The sequence below is a fragment of the Kitasatospora sp. NPDC001664 genome (assembly GCF_053596675.1).
The window spans coordinates 1-13,814 of the sequence record NZ_JBSFGS010000020.1 but is presented as its reverse complement, the minus strand read 5'-3'; the positions used below and the strand labels follow the sequence as shown (position 1 = coordinate 13,814).

The following is a 13,814-nucleotide window of genomic DNA, read 5'->3' as shown; positions in this document are numbered from 1 at the left end:
GCGCGCGGCGGACACGGCCCGTGTCCGCCTCACCCCGCGCCCGCGCCCGTGCGGCGACGGCCCAGTACCGTCCGCGCGGCACCGCGCAGCACCGCGTAGCCGCGCGCCTCCGCCGCGGGGTCGGTACCGAACAGCCGGTTGTGCCGCATGTGCAGCAGGGAGTGCAGCGCCTCGTCCCGGTCGGCCGCCGGGGCCGCGAGGATCGACTCCCCGTAGGTGCGCGGCGCGTCCGAGCCCCACACCGCCGTCAGCTGCGGCATCCCCAGCCGCTCGCAGGCCTCCGCGAAGCCGCCCGGCCGCAGCAGCCCGTCGGCCAGCGCCCGGTGGCGCTGGTACAGCTCGTGGTCCGGGCCCTTGGTGAAGGCGTGGTCGACCCAGGAGCACCAGTCCCAGTCCCCCAGGGAGGCGAGCAACAGCCCGTGCCCGAAGGCCGCCAGGACCTCGTCCGGCACGGCCGCCGCCCCGGCCCGCCGGGCCGCGAGCTGCACCAGCGCCGAGCGGCTGTCCGTCTGGAAGAGCCGCTCCACCGCCTCCTGGAGCGCCTCGCCCCCGTACCGGTCGCTCTCCGGCCGGTAGCCGTCGAGCAGGACGGTGCGCACCGCCCCGGCCTCGACCAGCCGCCGGACGCCGCGCGCCAGCGCGGGCAGCACCCGCCCGTGCAGCGCCACCGGATCGGCGCTGTGCAGCCGCAGCCTCAGGTGCGGCTGCGGGTCGCGGTAGCGCAGGAAGAACCAGCGGTCGACGTCCTCCTCCACCTCGGCCAGCAGGGCGGGCAGGTGCGCGGCCAACAGCGCGTCGTGGGAGGCCGGTTCGGCGTACAGCTTGAGGTGCAGCCACTCCTCCCCCGGCAGGAACACCGCACTCGGCGCGCGCCGCAGCGGTGCCCGCTCCTCGGCCGGCGGACGGGGGACGGGTGCACCGGCCCGGGCCAGCGGGACCACGATCTCGGTGGCGTGCCCGGAGTTCCACCCCAGCCGCGCCGGATCGGCGGTCAGGTCCTCGTAGAGCACGAACCTCGGCTGGGCGGCGGTGAGTTCGGAGCGCAGCAGCTCCCGGTCCCAGGGTTCGCGCAGGTCGACGGGGTACATCTGGTCGTTGCGGGCGATCTGCAGCCGGTCCGGCACCCGGTACCGCCGCCGCCACTCCCCCAGCTCGCCCTCCCAGGCGGCCGTCCCGGCGGTCCCGGCCGCCTCCCGCAGCCGCCGCCCGGCCAGCCAGCGGGCCGGGGAGACCAGCACCCGCCCGTAGCGGACGGCCGGCAGGTACGGCAGGGTGTCCAGCCCGGCCCAGTCCCAGCCGGTCCAGACCCGGGGCCGGGCGGCGGCCAGCTCGACCAGGAAGCGGGCCACCGGCGGGGCCTGGGCGTCCAGGGCCAGCATGTGCGGCAGCACCGGGACCACCTGACGGCCCGTCGGGCCGTGCAGCAGCCGCAGGCCGTCGGCGCCGGCGGCGACCAGCAGGGCACGCCAGTCCAGGCAGTGCGGGTCCGTCCGGTCGTCCGGCAGTCCGACGGGTATCCGGTGCGGGAGCAGCCGCGGCACCTGGACGATGTTGAGCGAGCGCGGGTCGGTCGGGGCGATCTCCAGCTGCGCCAACAGCGCGTCCTGGTCCGCCGGTTCGGCCACCAGCCGGGCGAGCGAGTCGGTCAGCCCGGCGGCCTCGGCGAAGCGCCCGGCCGTCGCGCCCGCCGTCCAGGAGCCGATGTGCGGGCTGCCGAGCAGCAGGTACTCGCCCCGGTCCAGGGCGTCGGTGCCCTCGGCGAGCAGCTGGAAGCAGAGCTCCAGGGTGCGCGGCGGCCGGGCGGACGGGTCGTGCTCGGCCAGCCGCCCGATCCGCCGCACGTCGGCGTCGGTGAGCACCAGGTCACCGCCCTCCAGCACGGCCTGCTGCACGAGTTCGGCGATCGCGGCCCGGCGCGGCCGGTCGGCCTCGGCACCGGGGCCGGTGCGGGGGTACGGGTCCTCGGCGGTGTACTCGGGCGGCAGGCCCAGGCCCCGGTGCGGGTCGATCAGGTCCGCCAGTGGGACGGCCGAGGCGGTGCCGTAGCGCTCGACGAAGCGGTCGCGGTAGTCCCGCAGGTGGGCCAGGCTGCCCCACTCCGGGGTCATCGCCCAGACCGCGGCGGCGTAGCGGCGCACCTCCTCGCCCACCGAGGCGGGCAGCACCGTCTCCCCGGGAAGGGTCAGGTCGACCTGGACGGGCGGCCGTTGGTGCTCGTCGGCGGCCGGGTCGGCCGGGTCGAGGGCGCGGACTGCCGCCACCAGCGCCCGCCAGGACTCCCGGCCCTCCCCCGGCAGGTCGCGTTCGTGCGCGGCGGCCGCGCGGCGGACGGCCCGCAGGCCCTCGGCCGCGCCGGGCACCGCGCCCTCGACCGCCGCCTCGATCCGGTCCAGGTGGGCCGCGTCGATCCGGTGCGGGGTGAGCGAGGTCCGCAGGAAGCCGTGCTGGACCAGCCCGGCCAGCAGTCCGTCCAGCCGCTCGGCCCCGACGGCGGGGAAACGCTCCGTCAGGTGTGCCAGCAGCGCCGCGTAGCCGACCGGGGCGGCGCCCGCCCGCTCGCGCACGGCGGCCACCACGGCGTTGTCCCGGACGGAGACCTCGCGGCCCTCGGCGTCCCGGGTGAGGCGGCCGTCGCGGAGCACGGCCAGGTCGTCCAGCACCACGTCCACCCGGCGGCGCACCTCGGGTACGGCCAGCCAGTCCAGCACCCGCCGGTGCAGCCAGCCGCCGTCCACCCGGACCGAGACCCGCCCCGGACCGACCGGGCCGGCCTTGGCCACCTCGCCGAAGCGGGCCCGGCCGACGCCGGCGAACAGGCCGAAGGGGGTGGGGCGTCCGCCGGAGCGGCGGGCGTAGCGGGTGAGGGTGCGGGCCGCGCTCAGCGTGCGTTTGCGGCCGAGCGCCGCGGCGCCCTCGTCCTCCGCCAGCCGCCGCAGGCTCGACTCCAGGCTTCCGCTGGCCACTTCGACCGCCTGCCGGAGCAGCGGCCGGCCGGCCAGCTCCCGTATCCCGGCCAGCGGCGCCGTCGGGTCGATCCGGGCCTCGGCCTCGGCGCGCGGCGTGCTCGCCGTCCGCAGCAGCACCGGCTCCCGCACCTCGAAGATGTCCCACTCAGCTCGCACCGCGTCCGTCCCCGTCCTGGCTGCCGTTCACCCCGTACACGCGGACGCGGAGCGGGCCGGGGCCCGCTCCGCGTCAGTCACTCAGTCACTCAGCAACAGACCGGGCAGCGGGTGCCGATCGCGTAGCTGCTGGGCGAGGTGTAGGTGCCCTGGCCGAACTGCTGGGTCCCCTCCGAGACCTCGGAGATCCGCAGGTCCAGGTCCAGATCGGCCGCGTCGTCCTGGAACATGATCTCGTCGCGCATGATCCCTCCCAAGGGATGTGTGGGGGCTGCGGGCCCTCGACGAAACGTTCGGTAGTTCGTCCCCGCAGTCACACCATTCCCCGCACACTTTCCCCACGGTGAGTCCCGTACCGGCCAAGCTGACACACCTTCACCACCCGCCCCGGACCAGCACCGGAACCCCACCAGCACCGTCCGCACCACCCGTCGCCGTGGTGACCGGCCCGAACGTTTGGCGGTCCACCATCAGGCCGTAAACGCACCACCGTCCCTTTCCTGCGGCACATGCCACCGTTGGCCGGAACCGGTCGGGTCAGAGGGCGGGGATCACCTCCCGGCCGTAGGCGTCGATGGTCCCCTCGATCGCGTCGTGCATCGCGTAGACCGCGAACTGGTCGACGCCGAGCTCGCGCAGCTGCCGGAGCTTGGCCAGGTGCGCCTCGGGCGGGCCGATCAGGCAGAAGCGGTCCACGATGGCGTCGGGGACGAAGGCGGTGTCGGGGTTGTCCGCGCGGCCGTGGTGGGAGTAGTCGTAGCCCTTGCGGTCGCGGATGTAGTCGGTGAGCTCGTCGGGCACCAGCCCCGAGTGCTCGCCGTAGCGCCCGACCAGGTCGGCCACGTGGTTGCCGACCATGCCGCCGAACCAGCGGCACTGTTCGCGGGCGTGGGCCAGCGCCTGCGGCGAGTCGTCCTCGGTGACGTAGGCGGGCGCCGCCACGCAGACCGTGATGCCCGCCGGGTCCCGGCCCGCCTTCTCGGCGGCCGAGCGCACCGCCTTGACCATCCACTCCGTCAGGAAGGGATCGGCCAGCTGCAGGATGAAACCGTCCGCCTGACGGCCCGCCAGGTCCAGCGCCCTGGGCCCGTACGCACCCATCCAGACCGGCAGCTCGGCGCCCTCCTCGACCCAGGGGATCCGCAGCGGGCTGCCGTCCACCTCGGCCTCCCGGCCCTCGGCGAGCTCCTTGATCGCGTGCATCGCGGCCGACAGCCGGTCCAGGGTGGCGGGCCGGCGGCCGGCCACCCGCATCGCGGAGTCGCCGCGCCCGATGCCGCAGACGGTGCGGTTGCCGTACATCGAGTTGAGGGTGGCGAACAGCGAGGCCGTCACCTCCCAGGTCCGGGTGCCCGGGTTGGTCACCATCGGGCCGACGGTCAGGCGGGAGGTCTCGGCCAGGATCCGGCTGTAGATGACGAACGGCTCCTGCCAGAGCACCACCGAGTCGAAGGTCCACCCGTGGGTGAAGCCGGCCGCCTCGGCCCGCTTCATCCGCTCCACCAGGAGCCGGGCTGGCGGGTCGGTCTGCAGGACGAGTCCGATGTCCAAGGTCACGCTCCTCTAGAGGTACTGACAGGTCGAGCGCGGCTGGTACCGGCCGTGGCCGGGCCGCCCGAGGTACACGCCGTCGTCCACCACGACCGTCCCCCGGGAGAGCACGGTGCGGGCCCGGCCGGTGAGCCGGCGGCCCTCGTAGGCCGAGTAGTCCACGTTCATGTGGTGGGTGGCGGCCGAGACCGTCTGCTCGGCCGCCGGGTCGTAGACCACCAGATCGGCGTCGGCCCCCGGGGCGACGGTGCCCTTGCGCGGGTAGAGGCCGAACATCCGGGCCGGGGTGGCGCAGGCGATCTCGATCCACCGACGCCGCGTCAGGTGGCCGTCCAGCACCGCCTGGTGCAGCAGGTCCATCCGGTTCTCCACGCCGGGCAGCCCGTTCGGGATCTTGGAGAAGTCCCCGCGCCCGAGCTCCTTCTGCCCGACGAAGCAGAACGGGCAGTGGTCGGTGGAGACCACCTGGAGGTCGTTGGTGCGCAGCCCCCGCCACAGCGCCGCCTGGTGCTCGCGCGGCCGCAGCGGCGTGGAGCAGACGTACTTGGCGCCCTCGAAGCCGGGCTCGGCCAGGTTGTCCGTCGAGAGGTAGAGGTACTGCGGGCAGGTCTCGCCGAAGACCGGCAGCCCCTCGTCCCGGGCCTTCGCCAGCTCGGCCACCGCCGAGGCGGCCGAGACGTGCACCACGTAGAGCGGGGAGCCCGCCACCTGCGAGAGCTTGACCGCCCGGTGGGTGGCCTCGGCCTCCAGCAGCTCCCGCCGCACCTCGCCGTGGTAGCGCGGGTCGGTCCGGCCGGCCGCCAGCGCCTGCTCCACCAGCACGTCGATGGCGATGCCGTTCTCGGCGTGCATCATGATCAGCCCGCCGCTGGCCGCGCCGCGCTGCATGGCCCGCAGGATCTGGCCGTCGTCGCTGTAGAAGACGCCGGGGTAGGCCATGAAGAGCTTGAACGAGGTGACGCCCTCGTCCACCAGCAGGTCCATCTCCTTGAGGCTGGCGTCGTTGACGTCGCCCAGGATCATGTGGAAGGAGTAGTCGATCGCGCAGACCCCGGCCGCCTTGTCGTGCCAGGCGTCCAGCCCGGCCCGCAGCGAGGAGCCGACCGACTGCACCGCGAAGTCCACGATGGTGGTGGTGCCGCCGAAGGCGGCGGCCCGGGTGCCGGTCTCGAAGGTGTCGCTGGCCTCGGTGCCGCCGAAGGGCAGCTGCATGTGGGTGTGGGCGTCCACCCCGCCCGGGATCACGTACAGCCCGGTGGCGTCGATCACCCGGTCCGCCGTCCAGGCGTCGGCGGCGTCGCTCCCGGTGGCGGCCAGGGCCACCACCTGCTCGCCCTCCACCAGGACGTCCGCGTGCATCTCCTCGGCGGCGGTGATCACCAGGCCGCCGCGGATGACCGTCCTGCTCATCCGACGCCCCCTCAGGCTTCCGTCAGCGGACCGTAGGCGTCCGGACGGCGGTCCCGGTAGAACGCCCACTGCTGGCGGACCTGCTCGATCAGCCCCATGTCCAGGTCGCGGACCACCAGCTCCTCGTCCTTGTCGGACGCCACGTCACCGACGAACTGCCCGCGCGGGTCGACGAAGTAGGAGGTGCCGTAGAAGTCGTTGTCGCCGTACTCCTCGGTGCCGACCCGGTTGATCGCGGCCACGAAGTACTCGTTGGCCACCGCGGCGGCCGGCTGCTCCAGCTGCCAGAGGTAGGCCGACAGCCCGCGGCTGGTGGCCGAGGGGTTGTAGACGATCTCCGCCCCGGCCAGGCCCAGCGCCCGCCAGCCCTCCGGGAAGTGCCGGTCGTAGCAGATGTACACCCCGACCTTCCCGACGGCGGTGTCGAAGACCGGCCAGCCGAGGTTCCCGGGCTTGAAGTAGTACTTCTCCCAGAACCCCTTCACCTGCGGGATGTGGTGCTTGCGGTACTTGCCGAGGTACGACCCGTCGGCGTCGATCACCGCGGCGGTGTTGTAGTAGAAGCCCGCCTGCTCCACCTCGTACACCGGCACCACGATCACCAGGCCGAGCTCCTTGGCCAGCGCCTGCATCCGGCGCACCGTCGGGCCGTCCGGCACCGGCTCCGCCCAGCGGTAGTGCTCGGGCTCCTGGACCTGGCAGAAGTAGGGGGAGTTGAAGACCTCCTGGAACCCGATGACCTGCGCGCCCTGCGCGGCGGCGTCCCGCGCCGCCTGCTCGTGGACCGCCAGCATCGCCTCCTGGTCACCCGCCCAGGAGGTCTGGAACAGGGCAGCGCGTACCACTCGACTCATCGTCCGCTCCTCGCTGTAGAGAGCTGAGGCTAGGAGTTCTTCCACTCGCACCCGGGGATTACGCGCCCGACGCCGCCGGGATTCCCCCACCTGATCCCCTTTGCCCAAGACGATCTCGACCAGGCAAGATGTCCCGGTGACCCTCCTGGACCTGATGCCGAAGCCCGCCACCCCCGACGCGCTGTACGAGACCTTCGCCGAATGGGCGCAGGACCGCGGCATCACGCTCTACCCCGCCCAGGAGGAGGCGCTGATCGAGCTGGTCTCGGGGAACAACGTCATCCTCGCCACCCCCACCGGCTCCGGAAAGAGCCTGGTGGCGGCCGGTGCGCACTTCGCGGCGCTGGCCGAGGGCAAGCGGACCTTCTACACCGCGCCGATCAAGGCGCTGGTCTCGGAGAAGTTCTTCGACCTGGTGAAGGTCTTCGGCACCGAGCAGGTCGGCATGATGACGGGTGACGCCAGCGTCAACCCGACCGCCCCGATCATCTGCTGCACCGCCGAGGTGCTGGCCAACATCGCGCTGCGCGACGGCGACCGGGCCGACATCGGCCAGGTGGTGATGGACGAGTTCCACTTCTACGCCGAGCCGGACCGCGGCTGGGCCTGGCAGATCCCGATCCTGGAGCTGCCGCAGGTGCAGTTCCTGCTGATGTCCGCCACCCTCGGCGACGTCCGCCGCTTCGAGGAGGACCTGACCCGCCGCACCGGCCGCCCGACCACCGTGGTCCGCTCGGCCACCCGCCCGGTCCCGCTGTTCTACGAGTACCGCCGCACCAACATCCACGACACCCTGGAGGAGCTGCTGAAGACCGGTCAGGCGCCGGTCTACGTGGTGCACTTCACCCAGAAGGAAGCCGTCGAGCGCGCGCAGTCGTTGATGAGCATCAACATGTGCTCCAAGGCGGAGAAGGACGCCATCGCCGACCTGATCGGCGGCTTCCGCTTCACCACCAAGTTCGGCCGCAACCTCTCCCGCTACGTGCGGCACGGCATCGGCGTGCACCACGCGGGCATGCTGCCCAAGTACCGGCGCCTGGTCGAGCGCCTGGCCCAGGCCGGTCTGCTGAAGGTGATCTGCGGCACCGACACGCTCGGCGTCGGCGTCAACGTGCCGATCCGCACGGTGCTGTTCACCGCGCTCTCCAAGTACGACGGCCAGCGGGTCCGGATGCTCCGGGCCCGGGAGTTCCACCAGATCGCCGGCCGGGCCGGCCGGGCCGGGTTCGACACCGTCGGCCAGGTGGTGGCCCAGGCCCCCGAGCACGTGATCGAGAACGACAAGGCCGTCGCCAAGGCCGGTGACGACCCGAAGAAGAAGCGCAAGGTGGTCCGGAAGAAGGCCCCGGACGGCTTCGTCTCCTGGTCCGAGGAGACCTTCGAGAAGCTGATCGCGGCCGACCCGGAGCCGCTGGTCTCCCGCTTCAAGGTCAGCCACGCCATGCTGCTCTCGGTCATCGGCCGCCCCGGCAACGCCTTCGAGGCGATGCGCAAGCTGCTGACGGACAACCACGAGGACAAGGCCGCCCAGCGCCGCCACATCCGCACCGCGATCGCCATCTACCGCTCGCTGCTGGACGGCGGCGTGGTCGAGCGGCTGCCGGAGCCGGACGCCGAGGGCCGGATCGTCCGCCTCACCGTGGACCTCCAGGAGAACTTCGCGCTCAACCAGCCGCTCTCCACCTTCGCGCTGGCCTCCTTCGAGCTGCTCGACCAGGAGTCCCCCGCCTACGCGATGGACGTGGTCTCGGTGGTCGAGGCCACGCTCGACGACCCGCGCCAGATCCTCGCCGCCCAGCAGAACAAGGCGCGCGGCGAGGCGATCGGCGAGATGAAGCGGGACGGCATCGAGTACGAGGAGCGGATGGAGCGGCTCCAGGAGGTCACCTACCCCAAGCCGCTGGAGGAGCTGCTCACCCACGCCTACGAGGTCTACCGCCGGGCCCACCCGTGGATCGGCGACCACCAGCTGGCCCCCAAGTCGGTGGTCCGCGACCTGTACGAGCGGGCCATGACCTTCTCGGACTACGTCGGCTTCTACGAGCTGGCCCGGACCGAGGGCATCGTGCTGCGGTACCTGGCCGGCGCCTTCAAGGCGCTGGAGCAGACCGTCCCCGACGACCTGAAGACCGACGACCTCAAGGACGTCATCGCCTGGCTCGGCGAGCTGGTCCGTCAGGTCGACTCCAGCCTGCTGGACGAGTGGGAGCAGCTGGCCAACCCGACCGACCCGGCCACCCCCGAGGTCCGCCTCGACGACAAGCCCGCCCCGGTCACCGCCAACGCCCGGGCCTTCCGGGTGCTGGTGCGCAACGAGATGTTCCGCCGGGTGGAGCTCTGCGCCCTCGAACGCTGGTCCGAGCTGGGCGAGCTGGACGACGAGTACGGCTGGGACGCGGACCGCTGGGCGGACGCCATGGACCCGTACTGGGACGAGCACGACGACCTGGGCACCGGCCCGGACGCCCGCGGTCCCAAGATGCTGCTGATCGAGGAGGACCCGGAGGAGGGCTCCTGGCGGGTGCGGCAGATCTTCGACGACCCGGCCGGGGACCACGACTGGGGCATCAGCGCCGAGGTCGACCTCTACGGCTCCGACGAGGAGGGCCGCGCCGTCCTGCGCGTCACCGCCGTCAACCGCCTGGACGGCTGACGGGGCACGAGGGGCTGCCCGAACGGGCAGCCCGCTGCCCGAACGTAACCATCGCACACGCCCGAAGCGTCCTTGTGACTGATCGTCAGTTCACGAGCGAGGACATCCAGGGGCGGTAACGGTGGCAGGAATCGGGCGGACCGGACGGGTACGACTCTCGGTGGGGGCGGTGGCGGCCGCCGTGACGGTGGTCCTGGCGGTGACCACGGCCGGCGGCGGCAGACCCGCCGTCACGACGGTGGGCGCCACGGCCTCCGCCACCACCACTCCACCCGCTCCCGCTCCCACCCCCACCCCGTCCCCCTCGCCCAGCTGGGACGGGCAGGTCCGGGTGATCGGCGACGGCTCCACCTCCTACACCGGGCCGCAGCCCGGCCAGCCGGCGGTGGAGAAGCTGGCGCCCGGTCAGAAGCCGCCGCAGTTCGTGGTGTTCTCCTGGGACGGGGCGCTGGAGAACGACGACCACCTGTTCTCCCGCTTCCGCAAGGTGGCCCGGGAGAACAACGCGGACATGACCTTCTTCCTCACCGGCATCTATCTGGTGCCCAAGAGCAAACGCACCCTCTACCGCCCGCCGCAGCACGCCCCGGGCGAGGCGGCGATCTCCTTCCCCACCGACGGCCACATCGAGGAGACCCTGCACGAGCTGGGCGAGGCCTGGCGCGAGGGCAACGAGATCGGCACCCACTTCAACGGCCACTTCTGCGAGGCCAAGGGCGGCGGCCAGTGGAGCGTCGAGGAGTGGCGCTCGGAGATCGACCAGGCCTACTCCTTCGTGGAGAACTGGAAGACCAACACCGGCCTGGCCTCCGTCCCGCCGCTGCCCTTCGACTTCCGCAAGGACCTGGCCGGCGGCCGGGCCCCCTGCCTGGAGGGCCAGAAGAACCTGCTGGCCGCCGCCAAGAACTACGGCTGGCGCTACGACGCCAGCTCCACCGGGGAGTTCCAGGTCTGGCCGGTCAAGAAGGAGGGCATCTGGAACTTCCCGCTCCAGCTGCTCCCCTACCCCGGGCGCGCCACCCAGGTGCTCTCGATGGACTTCAACTTCCTCGCCAACCAGTCCGGCGACACCACGGAAGGCGACCCGCGCAAGTACCCCACCTGGCTGAAGGAGACCCGGGACGGCTACCTGAACGGCTTCGAGCGGGTCTACAACGGCAGCCGGGCACCGCTGTTCATCGGCAACCACTTCGAGACGTGGAACGGCGGCATCTACATGCAGGCCATCGAGGACGTGGTGAAGTCCGTCTGCCGCCGCGAGGGCGTGCGCTGCGTCTCCTTCCGCCAACTGGCCGACTGGCTGGACGCCCAGGACCCGAAGGTCCTGGAGCAGCTCCGCCGGCTCGACCCGGCGCAGCCCCTGGACTGGGCCAAGTAGGGGTCACACCGGGGGCGCGGGGCTCTGCTGATTTGCGGCTCCGCCGCGTGGGCGCGCAGCGGTAGGAACCGGCCCGTCTGCCGGGTACGGGGATCCACTTGCAAGTGAGCTTCCGTACCCGGCACTCGGGTCGCCTCCTACCGCTGCGCGCAGTTCCTCGCGCCCCCGGGATCACGCGTTCACGTACCCGGCACAGACCGCCCCCGGGATCACGCGTTCACGTACCCGGCCCAGACCGCCGCCGGGTAGCTCCAGTCCGGGGTGTTCGGGTCGGCCCCGGCCAGCCCCTCCAGGCTCGACAGCTGCATGGTCTTCGGGTCCATCCGGAACACCGTCACGGCGGTGGAGACCCCGCCCGCGTAGCCGACGAACCAACCCGCGGTCCGGTCCTGGGTGGTGCCGGTCTTGCCCGCCACCTGCGGCCCGGCGGCCCGCGCCGCCCCCGCTGTGCCCTCCCGCACCGCCCCCTTGAGCGCCTCGTCGACCTGCCGCGCCACCTCCGGCTTCAACACCCGTGCGGCGGCCGGGAGTCGGAGCGCCACCGGCTCCCCGCCCCGGGTCACCGCAGTGACCGAGTACGGGTCCGTCCGCAGGCCTCCGTCCGCGAAGGCGGTGTAGGCCCCGGCCGTCCGGATCGCGCTCGGCCGGGAGTTGCCGAGGGCGAAGGCCGGGACCGCCTCGCCCAGGGTGGCGGGCAGGATGCCGAGGTCGAGTGCGGTACGGCGGACGAGGTCCAGGCCGACGTCCAGGCCGAGTTGGGCCATCGGGCCGTTGACGGACTGCTCGACGGCGGTGCGCAGCGCGATGGTGCCGTAGGAGCGCCGCCCGTCGTTGACGGCGGTCACGATCTTGCCGTTGCGACCCCAGTACGGCCCCTCCGGCGTCATCACGTTGATGCCGTCGTTGCCGTCGTACGGCGTCCCGGGGGTGACGGGCGTCCTGGCCGCACCGCGCTTGCGCTGCGCCCCGTGGTCGAGGCCGGCCGCGTAGACGATCGGCCCGAAGGCCGAACCGGCGGGCACGTTCGAGGTGTTGGCGTTGTTGAACCCCTGTTTGAGGTAGTCCGGCCCGCCGTACAGCGCGAGGATCCGGCCGTCGTTGGCCACGCTCGCCGCCCCCACCCGGACGTTGACGTCGGCGGGGCGTTGGGCGGCGTCCAGCTTCTTCCCCTGCTCCTCGACCGCCCGGCCGAGCGCGGCGGTCCGCTCCCGTTCGAAGGTGGTGCGGATCTGGTAGCCGCCGAGGTCGAGCTGGGCCGCCGAGGGCCCGCCGTTGGCCTCCAGGTAGGAGCGGGCCAGGTCGACCAGGTAGCCGGTCTGCCCGCTCAGCCCGGTCTGCGGCTGACGCTCCTTCGGCTCGGGGAACTCGGTGTACCGGGCCCGCTCCTCCCGGCTCAGGTGGCCCGTCTCCACCATCCGGTCCAGCGTCCAGGACCACCGGTCCACCGCCCGCTTGCGGTTGTCCGGGCTCAGCACCGGGTCGTAGAGCCCCGCCCCCTTCAACACCGCCGCCAGGAAGGCGCCTTCGCTCGGGCCGAGCTCGGAGGCGTGCTTGCCGTAGTAGGCGAGCGCGGCCCGCTCGATGCCGTAACTCCCGCGCCCGAACCAGCTGGTGTTGAGGTAGCCGGCCAGGATCTCGTCCTTGCTCAGCCTGCGGTCGAGCTTCACCGCGATGAAGGCCTCGTCGACCTTGCGGCCCAGGCTCTGCTCCTGGTTGAGGTAGATGTTCTTCACGTACTGCTGGGTGATGGTCGACCCGCCCTGGGTGTCCCCGCCGGTCACCAGCGTGAGCGCCGCCCGCCCGATCCCCTTCACCGAGATCCCCGGATCCGAGTAGAACGACGCGTTCTCGGCCGACAGCACCGCCCACCGCACCGACTCCGGAACGGTCTCCAGCGGCACCTCCTGACGGTTCACCAGCCCCGTCCGGGCCATCTCGGTGCCGTCCGCCCAGAAGTAGACGTTGTTCTGCTGGGTGGCGAAGGAGTTGAGGTCCTTCGGTATGTCGGTCACGGCGTACCTCCAGCACACCGCCCCGCCCACCAGGGCCGTCCCCAGCGCCGCGGTTCCGAGCACCTGCCGCCAGGACGGTAACCAGCGGCGCACCCCGCGCCGCCCCCGCCGTGGGTACTCCGGTCGCCATCGCACAGTCGTCTCCCCGATCGTCGGTAGTCGCACCACTCGTCCCTACCAACACACGCACCGCACACCCGTTCAGGTCCCGACGCCGCTACGTGATCGCGCTCACATCCCGGGAGTGGCTCCCGGGAAGCCGGGTAGGCGCGGCCGCAGAGCGCGCCCCGGCGACCGGCCGCGGCGCGGGAACGAGAGGAGACAGAGCCATGAGCCACGACGCCACCGGCCTCTGGCAGTTCAGCGACGCCTCGGGCCTCGTCTCGGGCGCCGACCTGGTCGGCTACGCGGTCGATGCCAGCGACGGCCACATCGGCAAGGTCCACCGCCTCTCCGAAGAGGTCGACGCCAGCCACCTGGTGGTCGACACCGGCCCCTGGATCTTCGGCAAGCACGTGCTCCTCCCCGCCGGCACCGTCCTGCGCATCGACCACGAGGAGGAACGCATCCAGGTCGCCCGCACCAAGGACGAGATCAAGCACGCCCCCGAGTACGTCCCCGACCCCCCGGCCGGCACCGACTACCGCGACCAGTACACCCACTACTACGCCCCGTTCGGCGGCGGCCCGCTGCTCTGACCCCGGTCACGGGCCGGACGGCCGGAGGGGGAACGACGGTCTCCGTCGTTCCCCCTCCCCCCGGACGGGTGCGCACCGGGGGGGGGGGGGGGGGGGGACGTGTGGAAAAGCGGACAAGGAACTGCCGTGAAAAGAA

The 13,814-nt window shown here is 72.5% G+C and carries 9 protein-coding genes; 3 read left to right on the top strand and 6 right to left on the bottom strand.

Annotation, left to right across the window (positions count from 1 at the left end; genetic code table 11):
- Positions 1-29: 29 nt before the first annotated feature.
- The 5 genes from ACWCYY_RS26135 to ACWCYY_RS26115 all read right to left on the bottom strand — a co-directional run bounded on the left by ACWCYY_RS26135 (position 30) and on the right by ACWCYY_RS26115 (position 6,937).
- Positions 30-3,122 (bottom strand): lantibiotic dehydratase, encoded by a 3,093-nt coding sequence (locus tag ACWCYY_RS26135; RefSeq protein ID WP_449797420.1) that lies wholly within the window; start codon positions 3,120-3,122, stop codon positions 30-32.
- An 89-nt stretch (positions 3,123-3,211) separates the two neighbouring features.
- A complete protein-coding gene (gene lanA / locus ACWCYY_RS26130) occupies positions 3,212-3,367 on the bottom strand; it encodes an SCO0268 family class II lanthipeptide (RefSeq protein ID WP_345289681.1) in 156 nt (51 codons plus the stop codon).
- A 292-nt stretch (positions 3,368-3,659) separates the two neighbouring features.
- The gene (locus ACWCYY_RS26125; protein ID WP_449797419.1) at positions 3,660-4,673 is read right to left on the bottom strand and encodes a TIGR03842 family LLM class F420-dependent oxidoreductase; all 1,014 of its coding nucleotides are present in this window, start codon (positions 4,671-4,673) and stop codon (positions 3,660-3,662) included.
- A 12-nt stretch (positions 4,674-4,685) separates the two neighbouring features.
- Positions 4,686-6,083, bottom strand: coding sequence for a dihydropyrimidinase (hydA, locus tag ACWCYY_RS26120; protein ID WP_449797418.1), 1,398 nt, complete (start codon positions 6,081-6,083; stop codon positions 4,686-4,688).
- Between the two features lie 11 nt (positions 6,084-6,094).
- The gene (locus ACWCYY_RS26115) at positions 6,095-6,937 is read right to left on the bottom strand and encodes a nitrilase-related carbon-nitrogen hydrolase (protein WP_449797417.1); all 843 of its coding nucleotides are present in this window, start codon (positions 6,935-6,937) and stop codon (positions 6,095-6,097) included.
- Positions 6,938-7,091: 154 nt separating this feature from the next.
- Between ACWCYY_RS26115 and ACWCYY_RS26110 the strand changes: the two genes are divergently transcribed.
- Both ACWCYY_RS26110 and ACWCYY_RS26105 read left to right on the top strand, forming a co-directional pair.
- Complete coding sequence (locus tag ACWCYY_RS26110; protein WP_380149274.1) at positions 7,092-9,590, top strand: DEAD/DEAH box helicase; 2,499 nt, start codon at positions 7,092-7,094, stop codon at positions 9,588-9,590.
- Positions 9,591-9,711: 121 nt separating this feature from the next.
- Positions 9,712-10,968 (top strand): hypothetical protein, encoded by a 1,257-nt coding sequence (locus tag ACWCYY_RS26105; RefSeq protein ID WP_449797416.1) that lies wholly within the window; start codon positions 9,712-9,714, stop codon positions 10,966-10,968.
- A gap of 209 nt (positions 10,969-11,177) precedes the next feature.
- Here the strand turns inward: ACWCYY_RS26105 and ACWCYY_RS26100 are convergent, their stop codons facing one another.
- Positions 11,178-12,980, bottom strand: a complete 1,803-nt coding sequence (locus ACWCYY_RS26100; RefSeq protein ID WP_449797415.1) for a transglycosylase domain-containing protein — start codon at positions 12,978-12,980, stop codon at positions 11,178-11,180.
- Positions 12,981-13,309: 329 nt separating this feature from the next.
- Between ACWCYY_RS26100 and ACWCYY_RS26095 the strand changes: the two genes are divergently transcribed.
- Positions 13,310-13,678, top strand: a complete 369-nt coding sequence (locus tag ACWCYY_RS26095) for a PRC-barrel domain-containing protein (RefSeq protein ID WP_345289689.1) — start codon at positions 13,310-13,312, stop codon at positions 13,676-13,678.
- Positions 13,679-13,814: the final 136 nt, after the last annotated feature.

What these genes read in the sequence shown, in the direction of transcription:
- lanA (WP_345289681.1), bottom strand. Translation starts at nt 3,367, where the DNA reads ATGCGCGACGAGATCATGTTCCAGGACGACGCGGCCGATCTGGACCTG.
- hydA (WP_449797418.1), bottom strand. Translation starts at nt 6,083, where the DNA reads ATGAGCAGGACGGTCATCCGCGGCGGCCTGGTGATCACCGCCGCCGAG.
- ACWCYY_RS26115 (WP_449797417.1), bottom strand. Translation starts at nt 6,937, where the DNA reads ATGAGTCGAGTGGTACGCGCTGCCCTGTTCCAGACCTCCTGGGCGGGT.
- ACWCYY_RS26110 (WP_380149274.1), top strand. Translation starts at nt 7,092, where the DNA reads ATGCCGAAGCCCGCCACCCCCGACGCGCTGTACGAGACCTTCGCCGAA.
- ACWCYY_RS26095 (WP_345289689.1), top strand. Translation starts at nt 13,310, where the DNA reads ATGAGCCACGACGCCACCGGCCTCTGGCAGTTCAGCGACGCCTCGGGC.